The sequence below is a fragment of the Bradyrhizobium sp. Leo170 genome (assembly GCF_004296405.1).
In the GTDB taxonomy this organism is placed as follows: Bacteria; Pseudomonadota; Alphaproteobacteria; order Rhizobiales; family Xanthobacteraceae; genus Bradyrhizobium.
Window position 1 is genome coordinate 1 of the sequence record NZ_PSRR01000490.1, and the last position, 4583, is coordinate 4583.

The following is a 4583-nucleotide window of genomic DNA, read 5'->3' on the forward strand; positions in this document are numbered from 1 at the left end:
CCCTGGATGCCGAGGCAAAAGGTCTCAGCCCTGGTGCTTGGCGTCTGCGCTGGCAGGTGCTGAGCGTCGACGGGCACATCACGCGCGGCGATATTCCGTTCACCGTGCGATAGCCGTGTCGCTCTTTCTCGACATTTTCGGCTTCCTGTCCGTCGTTCTGCGGGGGCTGATTCTCACGAGCCAGACTTTCACGCTCGGCACGCTTGCGTTCCTGCTTGTGCTGCTGCAACCGCTCGAGCCCTGGCTTTCCGTCGAGAGCGCCAAGACTGGCAGCCGTTGCCGGACATTTCTTCTTATCAGCTCGTTCCTCTTGGGCATCTTCACGCTTTGCTCGCTCGTACTTAACGCGCTCGCGCTTGTCGGCACGCTCGAGCTTTCGTGGGCGGAGGCCGCCGGGGCCGGTTTCGTACGAGCGGACCTCGTGATCGCCGCTTGCGCCTTCCTCATTGCTCTTCTCGCAAGAGCGTCGTGGAAAACATCACGGCTTCTCTTTCTTGTCGGCCTCGCCGCCGTGATCTTGATCGCGCAGCTTTCGGTCACTCACGCAGCCAGTCGTCTCGACCTGCGATGGCCCTACCTCGTCTCAGGGGGGCTGCACATGCTCGGTGCCGCGGTCTGGATCGGGGGCCTGCCGTGCTTCCTGATTGCGCTCAACCTCTGTCAAGATCCGGTTGACTGGAAGCTGATCGGGCGGCGCTATTCCCTGATGTCGATGGCTTCGGTGGGCGCCATCCTCGTCGGCGGCATCGTGATGTCGATCGGCTATATCGGCTCCTTCGAAGCGATCTACGGCACCGCCTATGGCGTCATGACAAGCGCGAAGGTCTGTCTGCTGCTGATGCTGCTCGCCCTCGGCGCCTTCAACTTCTTCACCGTCGACCGGTTGCGCCGCGACGCTTCAACGCCGATCATCCGGCTGAAGCGGTTCGCCGAAGTGGAGATCGGGATCGGCGCGGCTGTGATCTTTGCCGCCGCCTCGCTGACGTCGCTGCCGCCGGGCGTCGATCTGGCCCAGGACCGGGTGAGCTGGTCCGAAATCGTCGAGCGGTTCACGCCGCAATTCCCGATCCGCCTATCAAGCCCTGATTATGACAAGCTCACCGTCGCGGAATTGCAGAGAAAAATTGCTGCGGCCGATGCGCAGCGGACAACGGCACCGCTGGCCTATGTCCCAGGCGAGGGCACGATCCTGCCCCGCAACGCGGCGGATGTCGCCTGGTCGGAATTCAACCACCATTGGGCGGGGATCTTCGTCATCCTCATCGGCCTTCTCGCCCTGATCCAGCATTTTCGCTGGGGCCGGTGGGCGAGGCACTGGCCGCTGCTGTTTCTTGCCATGGCCATGTTTCTGTTCTTCCGTGCCGACGAAGCGGCGTGGCCGCTCGGACAGTTCGGCTTTTTCGAATCGCTGCGCGATCCGGAGATCGCACAGCATCGCATCTTCGTGCTGCTGATCGTCGTGTTTGGTCTGTTCGAGTGGCGCGTGCAGGTCGGCGGGCTCAGGAAGAGCAAAGCGGCGCTGGTGTTTCCGCTGACCACCGCGATCGGCGGCGCACTGCTGCTCACCCATTCCCATGCCATCGCCAATATCAAGGACCAGCTCCTGATCGAGATGAGCCACACGCCGCTGGCGCTATGCGGCATCCTTGCCGGATGGGCCCGCTGGCTGGAGCTGCGTCTCGACGGCAGGGCAAGCCGGATCGCCTCCTGGATCTGGCCCGTGGCATTCATCCTCGTCGGGCTGATCCTGCTCGATTACCGGGAGGCTTGACCCAAACGGCAAATCGACGTTTCGCGGCGATCGGTAGATCTGCTTGGCACCGCCCCGTGTTCGAATAGACTGGACCCAATTGAGATGACTTGACGGCGCGGCATCGACCGGGGAGTTGTCTTGCAACCGGATCTTGCCGGACGGAGCCGAGCCATATGAGTTTCCATTCGATCTACCGCCACGGCTTCGCCCGGGCCGCCGCCTGCGTCACGGTGTCCCGCGTGGCCGATCCGGCCGCCAACGCGACCGCGATCATCGAGGCCGCCGACGCTTGCCACAGGCAGTCGGTGGCAACAGCGGTATTTCCCGAACTGTGTCTGTGCGGCTATGCGATCGAAGATCTGGTCATGCAGGATCCGCTCCTGGATGCGGTGGAGCGAGGGTTGGAGCGGATTCGGACCGCATCGACCGAGCTGATGACGGTCCTGATCGTCGGCGCGCCGCTGCGTCATGGGGCACGGATCTACAATTGCGCTGTTGTCATTCACCGTGGCCGCATTCTCGGCGTCGTTCCCAAGACGTACCTGCCGACCTACCGGGAGTTTTACGAAACCCGTCACTTTGCCTCCGGCGCGGGACTGACCGGGTTGGAGGTCACGATTGGCGACGTTCGCGCACCCTTCGGCGTCGACCTGCTCTTTGCGGCGGACGATGTTCCGGGACTGACCATCGGCGTGGAGATCTGCGAGGACATGTGGATCCCGGTGACGCCGGGATCGGAACTCGCGTTGGCCGGGGCGACCGTGCTTGCAAATCTCTCGGGCAGTCCGATCACGATCGGCCGGGCGCTGTCGCGTGATCTTCTGTCGCGATCCTGCTCCGCGCGCTGCCTCGCCGCCTATGTCTATGCCGCGGCCGGGATCGGGGAATCGACCACCGATCTGGCCTGGGACGGCCAGACCTCCATTTTCGAGAACGGCGTGCTTTTGGCGGAGGGTGAGCGCTTCCGCCAGGACGGACAGATCACGATCGCCGACATCGATCTGGACCTGCTGCGTCAGGAACGCTCCCTGATGAGCACCTTCGACGACAATCGAAGGCAGAAGAGTGCCGGCGCCTATCGGAAGATCGGCTACTCGCTACGGCCTCCGATGACGGACATCGGATTTGCGAGGAAGGTCGAACGCTTCCCATTCGTGCCCAGCGACCAGAGCCGCCTGAATCAGGATTGCTACGAGGCCTACAACATTCAGGTCGCGGGCCTGGTGCAGCGGCTGCGGGCCATCGGCACGAAGCGCGTGGTAATCGGCGTGTCGGGCGGGCTCGATTCCACGCACGCTTTGATCGTTGCCGCCAAGGCGATCGATCTTCTCGGATTGCCGCGATCGAACATTCTCGCCTACACGCTGCCGGGCTTTGCGACCGGCAGCGAAAGCAAGGCCAATGCCCTGGCCTTGATGCAGGCGCTGCAGGTGAGCGCCGGCGAGCTTGATATCCGCCCGGCCGCCACGCAGATGCTCCGCGACATCGATCATCCCGCGGGGCGCGGCGAGCCGGTCTATGACATCACCTTCGAGAATGTGCAGGCGGGGCTCCGCACCGACTATCTCTTCCGCCTCGCCAATTATCGCGGAGGGATCGTCATCGGCACCGGCGACCTCTCCGAACTGGCGCTCGGATGGTGCACCTATGGTGTCGGCGACCAGATGGCGCACTATAACGTCAACGCCGGCGTGCCGAAGACGTTGATCCAGCATTTGATCCGCTGGGTCATCGCGACAGGACAATTCGACGATGAAGTCGCAAAGACGTTGCGCGCCATTCTGGCCTCGGAGATTTCGCCTGAACTGGTGCCTGTTCAGGCCGGCGAGACCCCGCAGAGCACGGAAGCGGCCGTCGGACCCTATGAGCTACAGGACTTCAATCTGTTCTATACGCTTCGATTCGGCTTCCGGCCGTCGAAGATCGCGTTCCTCGCCTGGCATGCCTGGAACGAGGTCGCCAAGGGCGAATGGCCGGCTGCGTTTCCAACCGACCGACGCAAGGCCTATCAGCTTGCCGATATCAGGCGCTGGCTCGAGGTCTTCCTGCGGCGGTTTTTCGCGTTCAGCCAGTTCAAGCGTTCCGCGATGCCAAACGGCCCCAAGGTTTCGTCGGGAGGGTCCCTGTCGCCCCGCGGCGATTGGCGCGCTCCCTCCGACGCCAGCGCTGCGGCATGGTTGGAGGATCTGGAACGAAACGTTCCGTCCGCCTGATGCCGACAGACCGATAGGCACCGCCGGAGCTGATTTGCGTTGTTATTGACCAAGCTCAACGCTCCGGCAGCGGAAAATGGGCTGAACGAAGGTGTCCGTCCGTAGATGCCGGCATGTTCTTGAGAAGGGTCGACCAATGCCCAGGAGCAAGCAACGCGGTCCCTCACGGAAAGCAGGTTTCTCGACCCGAATCGGGCCGGTAAGAACGTCGATGGCCAATAACGTCGCGGGTTCGGCTCGAAAGTCAGTCAAGCCATCGCTCACGAAGCCTTTTCATGTCGCCGTCGATCGGCAATTGAAGTCCGAGCACGAAAGCTACGAGGCCGCCGAGAAGGCCGCGATCGAGATCAAGAAGCGACATCCGAAGCTTCATGTAACCGTGTTCGACGCCAAGGAGCAGCGCCACACGCCTGTCGAGTTGCCGACGGCGGCGAACGGCCGGCACGGCCCCAATCACAACCCACACGGCAAGCCCGCAACGCCGCGCAAGGCCACCGCCGCTGGACGCCACTAGAGCATGATCCGGAAAAGTGGAGACCGGTTTTCCGAAAAAGATCATGCTCAAACAAAGAGCTAGAGTGGGATGACGATTCGAAGAAAAGTCATCACGCTCTAGC

The 4583-nt window shown here is 62.6% G+C and carries 4 protein-coding genes; 3 read left to right on the top strand and 1 reads right to left on the bottom strand.

The window, feature by feature from the left end; genetic code table 11:
- The 3 genes from CWO89_RS41010 to CWO89_RS41020 form a co-directional block, all read left to right on the top strand.
- Positions 1-113 (top strand): copper resistance protein CopC (locus CWO89_RS41010; protein WP_130583939.1); only part of this gene is annotated, 113 nt, incomplete at its 5' end.
- A 2-nt stretch (positions 114-115) separates the two neighbouring features.
- On the top strand, positions 116-1771 hold the full coding sequence (locus CWO89_RS41015; protein ID WP_130583940.1) for a CopD family protein: 1656 nt from the start codon (positions 116-118) through the stop codon (positions 1769-1771).
- Positions 1772-1926: 155 nt separating this feature from the next.
- On the top strand, positions 1927-3966 hold the full coding sequence (locus CWO89_RS41020; RefSeq protein ID WP_130583941.1) for an NAD(+) synthase: 2040 nt from the start codon (positions 1927-1929) through the stop codon (positions 3964-3966).
- Between the two features lie 244 nt (positions 3967-4210).
- On the opposite strand, the gene CWO89_RS47315 is transcribed toward CWO89_RS41020, so the two are convergent.
- On the bottom strand, positions 4211-4583 hold a 373-nt coding region (locus CWO89_RS47315; RefSeq protein WP_207234675.1), incomplete at its 5' end, for a hypothetical protein.

Bases quoted from the DNA above. Each gene is read 5' to 3' on its own strand.
- CWO89_RS41020 (WP_130583941.1), top strand. From the start codon at position 1,927: ATGAGTTTCCATTCGATCTACCGCCACGGCTTCGCCCGGGCCGCCGCC.